General features: G+C 50.8%; 2 pseudogenes. Both read left to right on the forward strand.

From position 1 onward, the window contains the following. Window positions 1-220, forward strand: a pseudogene (locus tag HEN33_RS25505) (DUF932 domain-containing protein); the annotation flags it as partial. Between the two features lie 54 nt (window positions 221-274). Continuing rightward, window positions 275-419, forward strand: a pseudogene (locus HEN33_RS25510) (antirestriction protein); the annotation flags it as partial.

A 419-nucleotide genomic window follows, 5' to 3' on the forward strand; every position in this document is an offset into this window, starting at 1 on the left:
CGCCGACATTCTGACGCCACGACGCCGGGAGGATTACGGTAAGGACCTGTGGAGTGCTTATCAGACCATTCAGGAGAATATGCTGAAAGGCGGAATTTCAGGTCGCAGCGCTAAAGGAAAACGTATCCATACCCGTGCCATTCACAGCATTGACACTGACATTAAGCTCAACCGCGCATTGTGGGTGATGGCGGAAACGCTGCTGGAGAGCCTGCGCTGATTCAGCCATTACCCTGAAAACCACGCATTTATTTGTCCTTTAAGGAGTCATTTCATGAAAACCATTTCACATAATTCCACCACATCTTCTGTTTCCGTAACCGCTGCATCAGGGAATGACCAGCCTCAGCTGGTTGCCACCATAGTCCCTGATGAACAGCGCATCAGCTTCTGGCCGCAGCATTTTGGCCTCATTCCAC

The organism is Escherichia sp. 94.0001, assembly GCF_013369155.2.
Taxonomy (GTDB): Bacteria; Pseudomonadota; Gammaproteobacteria; order Enterobacterales; family Enterobacteriaceae; genus Escherichia; species Escherichia coli_F.